Annotated in this window: 18 protein-coding genes; 5 read left to right on the top strand and 13 right to left on the bottom strand. The window is 37.0% G+C overall.

Features of this window, described 5'->3' with window-relative positions:
* Positions 1 to 105: 105 nt before the first annotated feature.
* From pyc to glsA, 4 genes are all read right to left on the bottom strand, one after another.
* Entirely contained in the window at positions 106 to 3,546 is a 3,441-nt protein-coding gene (pyc, locus tag ASU02_RS18250) for a pyruvate carboxylase (protein ID WP_057766267.1), read from the bottom strand.
* A gap of 131 nt (positions 3,547 to 3,677) precedes the next feature.
* Positions 3,678 to 4,880 carry an FtsW/RodA/SpoVE family cell cycle protein gene (locus ASU02_RS18245; RefSeq protein WP_057766265.1) on the bottom strand — a complete coding sequence of 401 codons (1,203 nt, stop codon included), beginning with the start codon at positions 4,878 to 4,880 and terminating at the stop codon, positions 3,678 to 3,680.
* Between the two features lie 233 nt (positions 4,881 to 5,113).
* A complete protein-coding gene (locus ASU02_RS18240) occupies positions 5,114 to 5,395 on the bottom strand; it encodes a YlaN family protein (RefSeq protein ID WP_053475460.1) in 282 nt (93 codons plus the stop codon).
* 122 nt (positions 5,396 to 5,517) lie between these two features.
* The gene (gene glsA / locus ASU02_RS18235) at positions 5,518 to 6,447 is read right to left on the bottom strand and encodes a glutaminase A (RefSeq protein ID WP_057766263.1); all 930 of its coding nucleotides are present in this window, start codon (positions 6,445 to 6,447) and stop codon (positions 5,518 to 5,520) included.
* 161 nt (positions 6,448 to 6,608) lie between these two features.
* On the opposite strand from glsA, the gene ASU02_RS18230 reads away from it, so the two are divergent.
* Entirely contained in the window at positions 6,609 to 7,106 is a 498-nt protein-coding gene (locus tag ASU02_RS18230) for a hypothetical protein (RefSeq protein WP_057766262.1), read from the top strand.
* Between the two features lie 76 nt (positions 7,107 to 7,182).
* Here ASU02_RS18230 and ASU02_RS18225 read toward each other — a convergent pair whose 3' ends face one another.
* Positions 7,183 to 8,508 carry a PhoH family protein gene (locus ASU02_RS18225; protein WP_057766260.1) on the bottom strand — a complete coding sequence of 442 codons (1,326 nt, stop codon included), beginning with the start codon at positions 8,506 to 8,508 and terminating at the stop codon, positions 7,183 to 7,185.
* Positions 8,509 to 8,676: 168 nt separating this feature from the next.
* Here ASU02_RS18225 and ASU02_RS18220 point away from each other — a divergent pair, with 168 nt between their 5' ends.
* Complete coding sequence (locus tag ASU02_RS18220; RefSeq protein ID WP_057766257.1) at positions 8,677 to 9,273, top strand: YhcN/YlaJ family sporulation lipoprotein; 597 nt, start codon at positions 8,677 to 8,679, stop codon at positions 9,271 to 9,273.
* Positions 9,274 to 9,290: 17 nt separating this feature from the next.
* On the opposite strand, the gene ASU02_RS18215 is transcribed toward ASU02_RS18220, so the two are convergent.
* Positions 9,291 to 9,746 carry a pyridoxamine 5'-phosphate oxidase family protein gene (locus tag ASU02_RS18215; protein WP_057766254.1) on the bottom strand — a complete coding sequence of 152 codons (456 nt, stop codon included), beginning with the start codon at positions 9,744 to 9,746 and terminating at the stop codon, positions 9,291 to 9,293.
* Between the two features lie 132 nt (positions 9,747 to 9,878).
* Between ASU02_RS18215 and ASU02_RS18210 the strand changes: the two genes are divergently transcribed.
* Positions 9,879 to 10,079: a YlaI family protein gene (locus ASU02_RS18210; RefSeq protein ID WP_053477498.1), complete on the top strand. Its 201-nt coding sequence runs from the start codon at positions 9,879 to 9,881 to the stop codon at positions 10,077 to 10,079.
* 309 nt (positions 10,080 to 10,388) lie between these two features.
* On the opposite strand, the gene ASU02_RS18205 is transcribed toward ASU02_RS18210, so the two are convergent.
* Genes ASU02_RS18205 through typA form a run of 3 tightly spaced genes read right to left on the bottom strand, consistent with a single transcriptional unit; the run spans position 10,389 to position 12,871 of the window.
* Entirely contained in the window at positions 10,389 to 10,676 is a 288-nt protein-coding gene (locus ASU02_RS18205; RefSeq protein ID WP_057766252.1) for a hypothetical protein, read from the bottom strand.
* Between the two features lie 15 nt (positions 10,677 to 10,691).
* A complete protein-coding gene (locus ASU02_RS18200) occupies positions 10,692 to 11,009 on the bottom strand; it encodes a YlaH-like family protein (RefSeq protein ID WP_057766249.1) in 318 nt (105 codons plus the stop codon).
* Between the two features lie 23 nt (positions 11,010 to 11,032).
* Positions 11,033 to 12,871 carry a translational GTPase TypA gene (gene typA, locus ASU02_RS18195; RefSeq protein WP_057766247.1) on the bottom strand — a complete coding sequence of 613 codons (1,839 nt, stop codon included), beginning with the start codon at positions 12,869 to 12,871 and terminating at the stop codon, positions 11,033 to 11,035.
* Positions 12,872 to 13,077: 206 nt separating this feature from the next.
* On the opposite strand from typA, the gene ASU02_RS18190 reads away from it, so the two are divergent.
* Entirely contained in the window at positions 13,078 to 13,263 is a 186-nt protein-coding gene (locus tag ASU02_RS18190; protein WP_057766244.1) for a YlaF family protein, read from the top strand.
* A gap of 246 nt (positions 13,264 to 13,509) precedes the next feature.
* Here the strand turns inward: ASU02_RS18190 and ASU02_RS18185 are convergent, their stop codons facing one another.
* Both ASU02_RS18185 and ASU02_RS18180 read right to left on the bottom strand, forming a co-directional pair.
* Entirely contained in the window at positions 13,510 to 14,310 is an 801-nt protein-coding gene (locus ASU02_RS18185) for an inositol monophosphatase family protein (RefSeq protein WP_057766241.1), read from the bottom strand.
* 434 nt (positions 14,311 to 14,744) lie between these two features.
* Positions 14,745 to 14,939, bottom strand: coding sequence for a hypothetical protein (locus ASU02_RS18180; RefSeq protein WP_057766239.1), 195 nt, complete (start codon positions 14,937 to 14,939; stop codon positions 14,745 to 14,747).
* A gap of 201 nt (positions 14,940 to 15,140) precedes the next feature.
* Here ASU02_RS18180 and ASU02_RS18175 point away from each other — a divergent pair, with 201 nt between their 5' ends.
* Entirely contained in the window at positions 15,141 to 15,761 is a 621-nt protein-coding gene (locus ASU02_RS18175) for a YktB family protein (RefSeq protein ID WP_057766237.1), read from the top strand.
* Positions 15,762 to 15,809: 48 nt separating this feature from the next.
* Here ASU02_RS18175 and ASU02_RS18170 read toward each other — a convergent pair whose 3' ends face one another.
* Positions 15,810 to 16,088 carry a UPF0223 family protein gene (locus tag ASU02_RS18170; RefSeq protein ID WP_057766233.1) on the bottom strand — a complete coding sequence of 93 codons (279 nt, stop codon included), beginning with the start codon at positions 16,086 to 16,088 and terminating at the stop codon, positions 15,810 to 15,812.
* Positions 16,089 to 16,134: 46 nt separating this feature from the next.
* Positions 16,135 to 17,094 carry an NAD(P)H-dependent flavin oxidoreductase gene (locus ASU02_RS18165; RefSeq protein ID WP_057766230.1) on the bottom strand — a complete coding sequence of 320 codons (960 nt, stop codon included), beginning with the start codon at positions 17,092 to 17,094 and terminating at the stop codon, positions 16,135 to 16,137.
* Positions 17,095 to 17,217: the final 123 nt, after the last annotated feature.

The raw sequence follows: 17,217 nt of genomic DNA, 5'->3' as shown, positions 1-17,217 counted from the left end.
GTATTGTTCTATTTCTATTTTAAAACAAAAAAGACTGTAGGCAAACTCGATTTTCATCAAGTTTGTCTACAGTCTGAAGCGTTGCAGCCACTGCTGCAACGCTTTTTATTTTGTTAATTCAAGTAATAAATCCCCTGTTTGAATCGCTTCTCCACTTTTTACAAAGATATCGCTAACTGTTCCCGAGAATGGTGCTTGTACGGTTGTTTCCATTTTCATCGCTTCAGTGATCATCAGATGATCACCTTTTTCTACCCGTTCCCCTTTTTCAGCCAAAACCTTTATGACTGTTCCTGGCATGGAAGCTCCAATATGACTTTCATTATGCGGATCAGCTTTCATTTTAGAAGCAACTGTGGACTTAATACTCTCATCTTTAATTACAACCTCACGAGGCTGTCCGTTTAATTCAAAATAGACAATTCTATTTCCATCTGCCTGAGGCTGACCAATTGAAACGAGTTTAACAATAAGTGTTTTACCTGTTTCAATTTCAATCTCTATTTCCTCTCCTAATCTCATACCGAAGAGGAACGTAGGTGTATCAAGAACTGATACATCACCAAATTGTTCTACCGTTTTTATATAATCCATATACACCTTTGGATACAGAGCATAAGCAAGCGTATCGAATATCGTAACTTGTCTGCCTAGATCATTGAAAAGCTTTTCTTTTATTGCTTCAAAATCGACATTCTCAAGCAATTCCCCTGGACGAACCGTTATTGGTTGTTTATTTTTCAAGATAACGTTTTGCAATTCTTTAGGGAAACCACCGTATGGCTGTCCAAGGTATCCTTCGAATAGTTCCACAACCGAATCAGGAAAATCTAAAGTTAACCCTTTATTAATTACATCTTCCTCAGTTAGTTGATTTTGTACCATATACAGCGCCATGTCACCAACAACCTTAGAAGAAGGAGTTACTTTTACAATATCTCCAAACATTTGATTCACACGGGAATACATTTCTTTCACATCATCCCATTTCTCCCCAAGTCCAACACCCTTCGCCTGCTGTTGCAGATTGCTGTATTGGCCGCCAGGCATCTCATGCTGGTATACTTCCGAGTGTGGGGCGATCATTCCGCTTTCAAATTCCTTGTAATATTTACGAACATCTTCCCAATAATAAGATAATTGTTCGAGTGCTTGAATATTAATATTCGGTTTTCGTTCTGTCCCCTCAAGAGCATAATAAAGTGAATTTGCACTTGGCTGGGATGTTAATCCCGCCATTGAACTAATTGCTACATCAACGATATCTACCCCTGCTTCAATTGCTTTAGCATAAGTAAAGATTCCATTGCCGCTAGTGTCGTGGGTGTGAAGATGGATTGGAATATTCACAGTATCCTTCAGTTCAGAAATTAATTGATAGGCAGCCTGCGGCTTTAGTAGACCTGCCATATCCTTAAGTCCTAAAATATGTGCACCTTGATTTTCAAGTTCTTTAGCTAAATTTTTGTAGTATGCAATATTATATTTTGTTTTAGTCGGGTCTGAGATATCACCAGTATAACAAATTGCGGCTTCTGCAATTTTTCCCGATTGTCGAACAGCATCAATCGCAACTTCCATTCCTTTCAGCCAATTTAAGCTGTCAAAGATACGGAATACGTCAATCCCAGCTTGAGCTGATTTTTCAACAAATTCACGGATTACATTATCTGGATAATTCTTGTAACCTACTGCATTTGAACCCCTTAATAGCATTTGAAAAAGGACATTTGGCATTTTCTCTCTTAAAGTTAGCAGTCTTTCCCATGGGTCCTCTTTCAGGAATCGATAAGCAACATCAAAAGTTGCTCCACCCCACATTTCAAATGAAAACATTTCCGGCAAAAGCTTAGCTGTCGGTTCAGCTATATGTTTAATATCATTCGTCCTAACTCGAGTTGCTAATAGTGATTGATGGGCATCACGGAAGGTAGTATCTGTTAATAATACCTGCTTTTGCTCCTTCACCCATTTTACTACTCCTTCGGGGCCAAACTTATCTAAAATTTGCTTTGTCCCCTCTTGATATTGATTTGTAGGGTTTAAATTTGGCACTCTCGGTATTTCAAATACCGGTCTCTTCTTCTTTTCGATTCCAGGAAATCCATTTACCGTCACATTCCCAATGTATGTTAACATTTTCGTTCCACGGTCTTTTCGTTTAGGGAACAAAAATAATTCTGGTGTCTTATCAATAAAGGAAGTATCATACTCACCTGTAAGGAATTTCTCATGTTTCACTACGTTTTCTAGAAATGGAATATTCGTTTTTATCCCACGAATTCGAAATTCCTGCAGGTTTCGGACCATTTTTGATGCAGCTTGCTCAAAAGTCATTGCTTGAGTAGATAGCTTTACAAGCAAGGAATCATAAAAAGGTGTAATAACCGCCCCTTGAAATCCATTTCCGGCATCAAGACGAACACCAAATCCTCCGCCTGATCGGTAGGCCATAATCTTCCCAGTATCAGGCATGAAATTGTTTAACGGATCTTCTGTTGTTACACGTGATTGTATGGCATAGCCGTTAACATGGATATTCTCCTGTGTAGGAATTCCGATTTTATCACCGTGCAGAGGATAACCAGCAGCAACTAGAATTTGTGTATGAACGATATCAATTCCTGTTACCATCTCTGTAATGGTATGCTCTACCTGCACACGAGGATTTACCTCGATAAAATAAAATTCTTCCCCTGATACTAAAAACTCCACAGTACCAGCATTTATATAATCTACGTTTTTCATTAGCCTAACTGCAGCCTCACAAATTTCATCTCTTAAATTTGGAGATAATGAAACACATGGTGCAACTTCAACTACTTTTTGATGACGACGTTGAACTGAACAGTCCCTTTCATATAAATGAACAATATTTCCATGTTTATCACCGATAATTTGCACTTCAATATGCTTTGGTTTTTCAATAAACTTCTCAACATACACTTCATCATTGCCAAACGCAGCCTTCGCTTCAGATTTTGCGCGCTCATATGCTTCAGTTACTTCATCAATATTTTTAACGATCCGCATTCCTCTTCCACCACCGCCAAGTGAGGCTTTAATGATAATTGGAAATCCATGACTATCCCCAAAGTTAATGACATCCTGAACGCTGCTAACAGGTCCGTCACTGCCTGGGATGACAGGAATTTCAGCAAGCTGTGCTTGTGTCCTAGCTTTCACTTTGTCACCGAACATATCTAAATGTCTGGATTCAGGTCCAATAAAAATGATTCCCTCTTCTTCACATCGCCTAGCAAAGTGAATATTTTCTGATAAAAATCCATATCCAGGATGGATAGCATCCACATCACTGCTCTTAGCTATATTTATGATGCCTTCAATGTCTAAATAGGCATCGATCGGTTTTTTCCCTTCACCGACTAGGTAAGCTTCATCCGCCTTATATCTGTGAAAAGAACCCGTATCCTCTTTAGAATAAATAGCAACGGTTCGAATATGCAGTTCTGTACATGCACGGAATACGCGGATTGCAATCTCGCCTCTGTTTGCCACTAACACTTTGTTGATTGATCGGTTCAAGGAAAACACCCCTAATTATTTTTTGATTTTTCTGGTAATTAAACGTGTAGAACGGCCTTATAACGAACCGTCCTCAAAATAGCATGAAAGCTATTTATCTTGTTTTCTAATAAATATACATAATTTAAATTCTATTTTCGGTAATTGTAAATTGCCCCTGATGGTTTTTGTTCGTTGACAGATTGGCTATTATCTTTATTATTTTTGTATTTTTCTTCGTAGTTAATAAACATTGACACGTTAACTAAAATCCCCATCGCTAGGGACAATTGCAGAAGCGATGACCCTCCATAGCTTACGAATGGCAAAGGCACACCGGTAAGAGGAATCACTCCAGAAATACCTGCTAAATTTATAAAAGATTGAATCCCTATCATACTAGATATACCAATTGCCAGCAAACTACCGAAAGGATCCTTACACTTTAAGCCAATAAATATTCCTTTTAACACAATATAGCCTAGAATTAAAAGGACAAAACTTACACCAAATAAACCTAGTTCTTCAGCAATCACTGCCATAATGAAGTCTGTATGTGCTTCAGGTAAATAGCCTAGTTTTTGGACGCTATTTCCCAAACCTAACCCCTTCAATCCTCCAGCACCTAGTGCTAAATAAGAATTAACAAGTTGATAGCCAAAATCAGTGGAAAATGGATCTTGAAAGGCTTCAATTCGGCCCATTCGAACTTTCGTAAAAATCTTATCCTTCATAATCAATACTAATGGAACTACCATGATAAATCCGATTAAACCAAGTTTAAATATATTTTTATAATTCATTCCTGATGCAAATATTATAGTTGCTGCAATAGCAAATATAATGGCAGCAGTACCAAAGTCTGGTTCCATAGCTACTAGAACACAGGCAAGAAATAAATAAGCAAGCGGCGGGACAACCCCTCGATTAAACTCATTTATATATGATTGCTTCTTTGCATATACAGCGGATAAATAAATGATAACCGTTAATTTAATAAATTCGGATGGCTGCAAACTGCGCTTCCCTAATTCAAACCAGCTTTGTGCATTGTTCGTAGCTTGTCCAAATACAAATAGTGCAAATAGTCCTCCTAAAGAAAGAAATACCATCGGAATAAGAATTTTATTGCTCAGCATGGCTTTATAAGGAAAAATCGCCATAAAAGTGAATGCAACTGCAGAAATGATCAAGTGAGTCTTTTGTTTATTGAAAAAATAATCGCTGTCAACCTTATTAATTTGTACCGCGGTAACCATACTTGCACTGTAGATCATGATCAGCCCAAAAACTGATAACATAAGTACTGCAATAACCAATGTGTAATCATATGATTTTAATATTTTTTTTAACATGGAGCCCTCTTCCCTTACTACTTGCGTTGATATATTTATTCGATTAAAGCATTAAATTATCCTGCATGGAAGAGAAGATAAATTAAATGTATCATACTAATTATCAAAAATCCACAATAACGTTATACTATTTATAAAAAGAATAACATTATTTAGTTCTAATTTCTCTCCCATATTTACAATGATAAAAAAACTCAAACAATTCTAGTAGAATGTTTGAGTTTTCTTTATCTTTATTTTCTTACGGATGCTTCATGCAGAATAGATAACTCTTTTTCTAATTCAGCTAGAATAGCTTTTCCTTCAGACTCCTCAATTAAGCCAAGCCTAACAGCAAATTCGATTTCACGAGATAATCCAAACATTTGCGTATCAAGCACTTCTTCATAAAGTGGACATTGAGGCATGGTGAGATTGTCCATCTGCACTTTAATTAATTTTAATATTTTATCTGCATCTGCCTTTAATAGAGCATCTGCTTTTTTCTTATGATCTAATATGGTTTCAGAAGTCAACTTTCAATCCCCCCGTTTCCCGAGCGATTATCCTATCTATAAATTTTATACGGTAAAAGAGAAAAAAGCAAGGATAATACGGTGTACATAGGGAATAGAATGTTCATTTTTGTTAACAAAAGCTAGAATATACTAAAGTTGTATCTTTCAGCAAGAATTTCAAGCAGTTTAATCCCAGCCATACTATTGCCTTTTTCATCTAATGACGGGCCAAAAATACCTATGCCATATTTCTCAGGGACCACTCCAAGAATACCACCTGAAACGCCGCTTTTAGCAGGGATTCCCACCTTAATTGCAAATTCGCCAGAGGCATTGTACATTCCGCATGTAACCATAAATGTTTTACAAATACGTGCGATATGAATCGGTATCAGTCTTTCTCCTGTTTCCGGATCCAGCCCATTTAAAGCAAAAACCGCACCAATTCTTGCCAGTTCAAAACAATTCATTTCAATTGCGCATTGTTTTGTATAGGTTATCATTAACTCCTCAATATCACCTTCAACCACCTTATGCTGCTTCATAAAATAACATAGTGCCCGATTTAGCCACGCGGTTTCCAGTTCTGAATTTGCGACTTCCACATCATAAGTAACATTCGGTTTGTTCGCAAGGCAGCTAACAAATTGAAGGATGCGTTCCCATCTCTCATTCTCACTCTCCCCTTTGATCATATTTGTAACGGCAAGGGCACCCGCATTTATCATCGGATTAAGCGGTTTAGATGGAATCGAAGTTTCTAGCTTTGAAATCGAATTAAATGGATCTCCTGTCGGCTCCATCCCCACTCGATCAAAGACATAATCTACTCCTCTGTCTTGAAGAGCAAGTGCAAGAACTAGCACTTTTGAAATACTTTGCAGCGTAAAATTCCTCATATAATCGCCTGCATAAATACATAAATTATTCTTTTCATAAATAGCAACTGACAAGTCAGTTTTATTTACTTTTGCCAGCGCTGGGATATAGTCTGCAACTGCTCCTTTTTCTGAAAAGGAACGAACCTCATCAACTATTATCTGCAAATCAGCATTTGATTTACATGTCATTCTGCCTTCCTCCAAACATTATTACTCATCGTATTTTATTTTTTATTTTTCTATCGATTTCATTCTCTCATTAAGTTATGAGTATGACAAATTCTCAAAAAATCTGTATACTTACGTGTGTAATCAATGTTTGTTCTTGTCCCTATTAGGAGGAATTAGTTATGGAAAAAATAATCTTATTTAGCGGGAAAGTGAAATATCCGATCACATTAGATCCAGGCGTATGGATTTTTGATGATCGACGTGTTGATTTAACTACATATTTTAATACAGAAGAAGAAAAAAAGGATGAATTAGAAGAATACACAAAGGAAATTTCAAAACACTGGGATAGGGAAATTATGGAAGGAGCCGTTTTTCCCCCTACGCTGAAAACAGAGAAAAAGTTTGAGAAGGAAAAGGTACTTACTGGAACATTTGGAATTCCATTTAAACCTTTTCTAAAAAATGCAGAACCTGACAGTCAAGCCAGTACGGTCGTCATTGTTTGTGAAGAGGAAGAAATCAGCATCCCTATTGAACAAGCAGAAGAATTAGTTTTAGGTTTTTCTGAAAATGGGAAACCATTAAAAGAAGATGGACCTGCCTATATTTATTATGGGGACGGTTCCAATAAAGAGAATCCAATAAAAAAAGTGAAGGCATTTAGAGTGGAATAAACAGGAAAAGGCGATGAAAAAATCATCGCCCTTTTTTATCTTGAACTGATTAAAATGATAGCACTAAATCTCATTTCTACAAAAGGTCGGCAGCTAATTGTGCAAGTCCGGATCGTTCTCCTTTGATGAGCTTAATATGCCCAGAAATCTTTTGATCTTTAAATTTCTCTACTACATAAGTTAGTCCATTGTTGTAAGCGTCTAAATAAGGGTGATCTATTTGTTCTGGATCTCCCATTAAGACAATTTTACTGCCCTCCCCAACACGGGTAAGAATAGTTTTCACTTCATGTTTTGTTAAATTTTGCGCCTCATCAATGATAATATATTGGTCAGGAATACTTCTCCCCCTTATATAAGTTAATGCTTCCACCTCTATGGATCCCATTCCCGCTAAGATGGCATCTAGTTCACCTGGCTTCTTCGCATTAAATAAATACTCTAAATTATCATATATCGGCTGCATCCAAGGTCTAAGCTTTTCTTCTTTTTCACCCGGAAGAAAGCCAAGATCTTTTCCGACAGGTACAATTGGTCTAGCGACTAGCAGTTTCTTATAATATCCTAGATCTTCCGTTTGCATTAGTCCTGATGCAAGTGCAATAAGTGTTTTTCCTGTGCCTGCTTTTCCTGTTAATGTGATTAACGGCAAGTCTCTCCTTAATAATAGCTCCATCGCAATGGTTTGTTGAACATTTCTTGGTTTAACTCCCCATATATGTTCATGATCAAAAATCAGCTTTTTAATCTTGTTATCCTTTTTATCAACGATTCCAAGAGCAGAAGAGGAGGATCCAAGTAAGTCTTTCATCAAAAGAAACTGGTTGGGATATGTCGGTGAATTGACTAGAGAAAGTGGCAGCTCTCCTTTATCATAAAACAGATCCAGTTTCTCCTTCGAAATAAAAACTTCCATAAATCCAGTATACAAATGATCGTTTTCAATTACTCTGTCACTTAAAAAGTCTTCAGAATGTAATCCAATTGCATCAGCTTTCACCCTGACAAGCGCATCTTTACTGACCAGAATGACGGTTCGTCCATCCTCCTTTTCTCCTTCTTCGAGAGAAAGGTTTTTCGCTACAGCTAATATTCGATTATCATTTGTTTTTTCAACAAAGATTTCTTGTAATTGCTGAAAAGATCGATGGTTTAATTCAATCCTCAAACTCCCTCCATTTTCTAATGGAATTTTTTCGTGGAGCTTGCCAGTTCCTCTTAAACCATCAATGAGTCTGGATACATGCCTTGCATTCCTGCCAATTTCATCCATATATCTCTTCTTAGAATCAACCTCTTCTAATACAACGGCGGGAATTACCACTTCATTTTCTTCAAAAGAGAAGATAGCATTCGGGTCTTGTAACAAGACATTTGTATCTAACACATATATTTTCCTCAATTCGATGCCTCCTGCCCCTATTAGATCATCTTAACAGTGGAACGAATAGAACTTTGATTAAATATATGATTTTTCGAATAAAGATAGAAGAAATTTTGCACAATAATACATGAATATATGAGAAATGCAAATGCTAGTTGTGTAGCGTTACCTTTGGAGGCGGATAACATGAAAAAATGGCTAGTTATTTTCACTGCTGTGTTATTAAGCGGATGTGGAGTAAATAATCAATCACTTCAAGATGGCCAAAAACAGAATATAGTAAATGTCAAAAACAGCACAATTCAAGAGGTGGATCGAACAACTGGGCAGGATATTTCAAAACACCTAGTAAATCTTGCTTCAAGCATTCCCAATGTAAATGATGCAACAGCTGTTGTGATTGGGAACTATGCAATTGTAGGAATTGATGTAAATAAAAATTTAGAACGCTCAGAAGTAGGGACGATAAAATATTCCGTAGCAGAAAGTCTTAAAAATGACCCGCATGGGGCAAGAGCTATTATCATAGCAGACCCTGACATTAATGCACGTCTCAGAGAGGTGTCAGGTGATATTCAGGCTGGCAAGCCTATTCAGGGAATCATGAATGAGCTTGCAGATATTTCTGGGAGACTAATGCCTGAAATACCTGCTGACATTATTGATTCAAAAAATCCTAAAAATGCCACTGAAGACCCTAAGAAGACGCTAAATAACAATGAAGAAAATAATCTAGAAGAAAAGCAACAGAAACATTCTAATTTCCATAAAAATAATGAATGAAAAAAGCTTAGTGAAAACTAAGCTTTTTTCATTGCATCCATCACCTGCTTGTCAAGCCGTGCTGCTGCGACTTTATCATATGTTTTATCATATTTCGGGGCAGTTGTTATCTTTGAACCATAAAACATAACATCCCGTACTTCCTTGATGGTTAAGTGGATTAAAGCGAGCTTTAAAGGAACACCTTCTAACTTTTCTTCTTTAATTGATGCATCACCGCTAATTGAATATGTAGACTCATTTGCTATTACGTTTATGACTACCTTGTTATTATTGATGATATTTTGTATGATTCTAGAACGATTATCAATTGCGAAATAGATAGTCTCTTCATCCTTGGCAAGCATCCATGATATTGCACTGACATTGGGACCGCCTGACTCATGATCAATAGTTGCCACTGTACAAAAAAGTTCCTGCTGTAATTCATCAAATAACGGTTTAATTAGTTTGGGTTCAACTTGATTTGCCATTTCATCACTCCTTCTTCCCCATCATAGTATGCCCCTCCTTAACTTTCAAGGCTGCAAAAGAAATTCGATATGATGGTCTACATATTATATAATAAATTAAGAGAAGAAAATAAGGATTTCCAGAGGTGCAGAATGAAGGTAAAATGTGTTTTATGCGATAAAATTGAAACGATAGAAAATGAGTCTCTTCAGGCAAAGAAACTAAGAAATCGTCCTATACATACGTATATGTGCATGGAGTGCAATGAAAGAATAGCCTACAAAACTCAAAAAAGAATCGAGACAGGAAATTTTAAGCTTTATCAAAGCAAGACTACTGATGATGAATGGTAAATAGAAGTCCAGTAGGGCAACGATTCCCTTAGACACAGCATGAGTTAGGGCATTCGGAAATGCTGTTTTCTAACTTACCTTTCCGAAATCATACTTGCGACCTTAAGAAGGACAGCAACGCGAGGTCCTCCTATAATCATTACTTTTGGTTGTACGATTGTGTTGCTGTCACAGTTCTCCTTTTCCTGTTGCAGCGCCGACTCAAGTACGTTCTGATCGTAAAGGGCAGGTTCTGTGCTAGACCAGCCATTACCTTACAGTGAGGATTGAATAAAAAAACCGCCTGTTCTAAATGAACAGACGGTTTTTTTATTCGGGATAATTCTCATATTTTTCAGGACTTGCATTAATCTGGTTTAGCATGATTTCAATGAGTTCTCTTGGAAAGCGTGCTTTTTTTCTTTCTCCAGCATGATCATAGTGGACATAGTACATTACCGCATCTGTTTCAATTTCAATATTCGAAAGTTGATGATCTTCAGTAAGCATGCCCCAGAACATTTTTTCTGTATCTGCCGCTGCCGTATCTTCAGGTCGTTCATCACATACAACCTTAATTGTCAGCCAATTGTATAATGAATCCTGTAGTGAGTTCATACGCTCCACTCCATCCTAATATTCTTTTCCTTCAAGCTTTTTCGTCTGATGAAGGCGGACTTTGTAGATAATTAAAATCAAGGCAGCAACTACCAGACCTTCTGTAATTGGCAAAAAGACTGCAAAAAAAGTTAATATTGTACAGCCTAAAATGAGAAAAAGATAAATAACTATTGATTTTGCAATCGGCAATTTCTTAGCAAATCCCAATTTAAAAACAATAATGCATAATCCAACAATTGTTAAATAGAGTAGCCACATTCCGATTGTTGGATTTTCTTGGACTTTGAATAAAGCAGCGAAAAAAGACAGACTCTCATTTACATCTACCACTTTTTCTCCTCCCCCTACATCCCTTAGCTCAATTCAGCATATTTTTTCTTCTTCGCCATTCTTTCACGTTCGTTTTTCTCAAGGATCTTTTTGCGCAGACGGATGGATTCTGGTGTTACTTCACAATACTCATCTTCATTTAAGTATTCCAAAGCCTCTTCAAGCGTCATGATACGCGGCTTTTTCATTGTAGCTGTTTGATCCTTATTCGCTGAACGGACGTTTGTTGCGTGTTTTACCTTCGTGATATTTACAGTGATGTCATTTTCACGAGTATGTTCGCCTACAATCATCCCTTCATAAATTTCAGTTCCAGCTTCAACGAAGATAATTCCACGATCCTCTACTTGCATAATACCATAAGTTGAGGCTTTTCCGCTCTCCATAGATACAAGCACACCTTGACGTCGTCCCCCAACCTGTCCTTGAGCCATTGGCTGATAGCTGTCAAATGTATGGTTAATGATTCCAAACCCTCGTGTTAACGTTAAGAATTCAGTCGTATATCCAATTAATCCACGTGCAGGTACATTAAATACTAAGCGAACCTGACCGTTTCCATTATTAATCATATCTAGCATTTCACCTTTACGAGCGCCAATTGATTCCATGATTGAACCTGTGTGTTCCTCAGGCACCTCAATTTGGACACGCTCAACAGGCTCACAGCGCACGCCATCGATAACCCTAACAATAACCTCAGGCTTTGATACTTGCAGTTCATAGCCCTCACGGCGCATATTTTCAATTAGAATGGATAAATGCAGTTCTCCACGTCCGGAAACAACCCATGCATCTGGAGAGTCTGTGTTATCTACACGGAGACTTACATCCGTTTGCAATTGTGCACGGAGTCTCTCTTCGATTTTTCTAGCTGTTAAATATTTTCCTTCTCTACCGGCAAATGGACTATTATTAACTAGGAATGTCATTTGTAGCGTTGGTTCATCAATTCTTAAGATTGGTAAAGCATCTTGATGTTCAACAGGACAAACCGTTTCCCCAACATTAATATCTTCCATTCCAGAAACAGCAATTAAGTCACCAGCATACGCTTCTTGAATTTCTTGACGCTTTAAACCAAAGAAACCAAAAATTTTCGTCACTCGAAAATTTTTAACTGTGCCATCTAATTTCATTAAAGCAACTTGCTGTCCTACTTTCATTGTTCCGCGGAAAACACGGCCAATCCCAATTCTTCCTACATAATCATTGTAATCAAGCAAAGCCACTTGGAATTGAAGGGGTTCCTCTTTGTTATCAACTGGAGCAGGAATATTTTCAATAATCATATCATATAGTGACTGCATGTTTTCATCCTGTTTACTAGGGTCTGTGCTTGCAGTACCATTAATCGCAGATGCATAAACAACTGGGAAATCAAGCTGATCTTCATTTGCTTCAAGCTCAATAAATAAATCAAGCACTTCATCAATTACTTCTTCTGGACGAGCAAAATCACGGTCAATCTTATTTACAACAACAATTGGCGTTAAGTTTTGTTCTAATGCTTTCTTTAAAACAAAACGTGTTTGCGGCATACATCCTTCATATGCATCAACAACTAATAATACCCCATCAACCATTTTCATGATTCGTTCTACTTCTCCGCCAAAGTCAGCATGTCCTGGTGTATCTAGAATATTAATTCTTGTATCTTTATATTGAATCGCAGTATTTTTTGCCAAAATTGTAATCCCGCGTTCTCTTTCAATATCATTAGAATCCATCGCTCGTTCTTCCACATGTTCATTCGAACGAAAAGTTCCTGACTGCTTTAAAAGCTGATCTACTAAAGTCGTTTTACCATGATCGACGTGAGCAATGATGGCAATATTACGAATATCTTCTCTTAATTTCAAGGAAGTTCCTCCTACCTGTATTTAACAATTTCGAGCATTTCTGCTTTCTAACGTACAACTGAAACATTATACCATAATTAAAGTGGAAACCTAAAAGTTTTTTGTGTAAAATATAAACTAATGATAAATATAACACTTTAATTTCTAAGTTATCCACTGTAAAATATTTTTTATTACATATGGCTTCATATGAGGAGGTCCAAAATTTGAAGGAAATAAAATGGCCATTATTAGCTTTAGCGATTCTCGCAACAGTATGCATAATGGGAATTGGGATTGCAGTGGCAGAGGCAAGCATTATCGGAATCTTTGCATCAATCATAGGTTTGATTGTGACAATGGGACTTGGTTTCAAAACAAAAAAGAAAATGAGAGAAAATGGGACTTTATAAAATAATTTCGTAAGCGCCTTGATCACCTCTAAAAAGCATAGTCAAATCTCACGAAATGTGTTTAGTACCGTTCAGGGAGATGACTTCGAAGTCGACTACGACATCCTCAACGTTGGGGAAGGCGCCGAAGCTGAAAGAAAAGGAACAAATCTTTATTTGTACACAAATTTGAGTATAAATATTCAGTAAAAAAAGATGACCGTCTATACAAGGACTGGTCATCTTTTTTGATTATAAAAGTTATTTTCACCAATTTCCATCATTTAGATAATTTTTCATAACATCTTTATGGAGGCCCGGTTTAGAAATAAATAATGAATTCTTTTCCAGCAGATTAAGCGGCGCTCCTTTTAAAGTTGTTGCAATACCGCCAAGTTCCTCAACTAATATTATTCCCGCTGCAATATCCCACGGTGCTAGCCTTAATGAAATATATGCATCCATTCTTCCTGATGCAATATATGCCATTTCTATTGCTGCAGAGCCGTAGGAACGCGTACCTCGTGCGTGTTTTACAAGAGGTGCTAAAAGGAGCGGATTAATTCGTTTATTTTCAGTCACCCAAGTTGCATTTATTCCAATAATCGCTTCATTCACTTGGACTTCTTGTAAAGATGGAAGTGGAAGTTCGTTAAGGAAGACCCCATTTCCCTTTATGGTGTGATATAACTCGTCATGGACAACATCATAAATTAGACCAACTTGACCAATCCCATCTTCATAAATCCCTATAGAAATGGCAAAATTTCTTTGTTGGTGGATGAAATTCATCGTCCCATCAATCGGATCGATTATCCAGACAATCCCTTTTAAATCACTGATGTCGTCCCCAAACCCTTCCTCGCCAAGGATTTTATGATCAGGGTAGTGTTCCTTTATTTTTTTTATAAAAAATTGTTCTGTATTTTTGTCAATATCCGTTACTAAATCATTCGCATTTGATTTTGTTTCAATCGTTAGTGTTTTACTAAATGATTGCTTAATCCTTTGTCCAGCTTCCATTATCCAAGACTTAGCGTTACGGTCTATCTCTTTCCACTTAGTCATACGATTCCCTCCGAACTATTTTCGCAATATTGTTCCACTGTGTCAGACATTTTCCCATGTGAAATCATTTATGAAATAACAATAGCTTAAATGAAATAGAAAATTGCTTCAAGCATTATCCTCTCCTGCTTTAGAAAAGCGCAAGCGCCTTGGTCATCACCGTACAAACTAGAAGGACCCCCGACTGAGATAAAGGAAACACGGTGAGCGAGCGAACCGATGTTGACTTATCGTAGGGAGGTGGCCTGAAGTTTGATAGGTGGTAGGACGCTTGCGCTAGACAATTCTCTAACTCTAAATTTAGTCTTTCTTATTTTTGGGCAAAATAATAAACGAACCCCTATATTCATCTAGGAGTTCGTTTTTATTGGTTAAGTCGTATTTCAATATACATGTTTCTCAATCTTTCTCCTTTAACATGATTAGACCATTTATTACAGAGCTTTCAACCTTAACAATTCCTGTCTGATTCTTTCCAGCCTTTGTTTACTTTTAGTTTTCATTTCTTCATTTTGAGTATTCATCGCCTCGAATAATGTAGCTAGTTCATAATCCATTTCCAAACGTAAAACAGCAGTTCTTTCTTTTTCTCCTGGACTGTTCTTAACCGAGTTCATAAGTTGTTTCATTAACAATACACCCCTTCCAAATAATCTAAGATTTTATTTCTTCTGATTATTTTTATTATTATATTATGAGGAATCTTGTTTACTTGCAACAAATTTGTGCGATTACCTATTTTTACATAAAAATTTGTAGATAAGCATGATGATTACTGTTTTTTTGTAAGTATGCTACAATATTTGACAGAGCTTGAAGGAGGTTTTTTCATGGCATTTACTGGCTTTACAAATACAGATTTTCTCACTTTTACAATCGAAGGTTTAGAAGAACGAATGGATGCACTAAAAAAGCATATTAGGCCAAAACTTGAGGAATTAGGTCAATATTTTTCACCTATGCTCACAGTTGAGACAGGGGAAGAAATGTATACACATGTTGCCAAACATGCAAGAAGAACAAAAAATCCGCCAAATGATACTTGGGTTGCTTTTGCTAATAATCCACGAGGCTATAAAATGCTCCCTCATTTTCAAATTGGTTTATGGGAAACTCACGTATTTATTTGGTTTGCCCTCATCTATGAAGCACCACATAAAGCGAATTTCGGAAAAACATTAGAAGCGAACCTAACCAATATTTATGAACGGACGCCTAACCACTTTGTTTGGTCGATTGATCACACAAAACCAACTGTTATTCGTCATAGTGATTTAACGAAGAAAGAGTTGCATGAAATGTTTGTTCGTCTTCAAAAAATTAAAAAGGCAGAAATCCTTTGCGGGATAAACATTCCAAAGGAAGAAGCTATTAAAATGGCTCCAGAGGATTTTCTTGCCACTGCTGAATCTGTATTTAAGGAATTAATACCACTTTATAAAATGGTGTAAACCACCAAATTTTTTTCTAATAAAACCTCCAGACTGGAGGTTTTATTATTATGATAATTTTATTTTTATTTTTGTTCCTGATTCAGCGGCTTTGACAGCATTGACAGTTCTGTAGGACGAAAATCCGCTTACCTCTTCAAATTCATCACAAATTCTTCGTTCCTGGGCTTTCCCTGGAACTATTTCCTTAAACCGTCGATAAGCATCAAGAAAAAGATCCCGGTCCACTCCTTTGTTATATGCTTCTTCTACCTTTTGAAAGTATTGGATAACATCAATTACTTCATCTGTTGACCAATCTGCATCAATAGGATATTGATATTCCATTATAAAACCTCCTTATGTAATTTCATGCTGATTTTAGCCTAAATGGCTATTTAGCCCACTTTTCACGAATTTTTTCACCCTCGGAGATCATTCGGTCAAAAAGCTCCTGAACAGTTGGTACATCTTTAATTAATCCCATCACTTGTCCAGCCCAAGCATAGCCTTCATTTTCTATTCCATCATAAATATACTTTTTGTTAGCATTTCCGCTTATATATTCTTTTAATTGCTCATATCCTCCATTTGCCTTTTCAATTTCGAGGATTCTATCTGTCCATTTATTAGCGATCACTCTTGCAGGAGCACCAATTGAACGCTTAATCACTGCCGTATCGCTTTCACTTCCCTCAACAAGCTTTGTTTTATATAATTCTGACGCGTGAACACATTCTTTTGTGGCAACAAATCTTGTTCCCATCTCTATCCCCTCAGCTCCCAAACTTAAGGCAGCTAGCATTCCTCTCCCATCACCAATTCCGCCAGAAGCAATAACAGGTATAGAGACCGCATCCACCACTTGTGGAATCAAGACGATCGAACCGATATCATCTCTGCCTAAATGTCCGCCTCCCTCTTGTCCAACAACCATTACTGCGTCTGCTCCAAGCTCTTCAGCTTTCACAGCCTGCCTTTTCGCTGCGACAAGAACCAGTTTCTTCACATTTACTCCCTTTAATTGTTCAAAGAAAGGTGTAGGGTTTCCTCCTGTCATTGAAATAACAGGTACTTCTTCTTCAATAGCTATATCAAGATAATGTGAAAAAGGTCTCCCATGCTGCCCAATTGCAAAATTCACACCGAATGGCTTGTCCGTCTTTTGTTTTACTTTTTGAATCTCTTCTCTTAATGCTTCAGGGCTTTCCAGGGACATCGCAGTGACTTGCCCTAATCCCCCGGCATTGGATACAGCGGCAGCTAAATCAGAATAGGCTAGATGAGCTAATCCGCCCTGGATAATGGGATATTTTATTCTTAATAAATCCGTTACACGTGTGTTCCAATCCATTATATTACCTCCTTATCCGCTAACCTATATTATTAATTCTATTTTAATGTTATATTTTCCTGTTTTCATCCTAAAACTATAATAATTAAAGAAGAAGTTTTTGTGACAATATTTCTTTCTATG

Source organism: Cytobacillus praedii, from assembly GCF_001439605.1.
Classification (GTDB): Bacteria; Bacillota; Bacilli; order Bacillales; family Cytobacillaceae; genus Cytobacillus; species Cytobacillus praedii.
Note: the sequence above shows the minus strand (reverse complement) of the source record. Positions and strands in the feature narration are given on the sequence as shown.